This window comes from Pelomicrobium sp. G1, from assembly GCF_051905455.1.
Classification (GTDB): Bacteria; Pseudomonadota; Gammaproteobacteria; order Burkholderiales; family UBA6910; genus Pelomicrobium.
Genome location: NZ_JBQACR010000230.1, coordinates 1 through 317 on the forward strand (window position 1 = coordinate 1; position 317 = coordinate 317).

1 protein-coding gene is annotated in these 317 nt (G+C 64.0%); it reads right to left on the reverse strand.

Annotated features, from left to right (window positions below):
• Nucleotides 1–317: transposase (locus tag ACTFO6_RS18300; RefSeq protein ID WP_439935811.1), on the reverse strand; the 317-nt coding region annotated here is incomplete at both ends.

Consider the following 317-nt stretch of genomic DNA (forward strand, 5'->3'; position numbering starts at 1 on the left):
GGAATCGGGGTTCGGGAAGATGCTCGCCACCCGGGTGCGGCGTCTGCGTTCCCGGTTGATGCGCTCCAGGCCATTGGTGGTGCGCAAGCGGACACGATGGGCCGCAGGGAAGTCGAACACGGTCAGACTCTCGGAGATGGCCATCTCGGCCCATTGGGCCAGCTTCGGATGTTCCTTGCGCCAGGCTTCCAAGGCGGCCTTGAGCAGCCGCTCGGCTTCCATCTTGTCCGGGGCATTGAAGATGGCGCGCATCTGGGCGGCGACCGTTTTCTTCGCCTCCTGACGGGTGACGATCTGTCCGGCATTCTGCTGCAGAT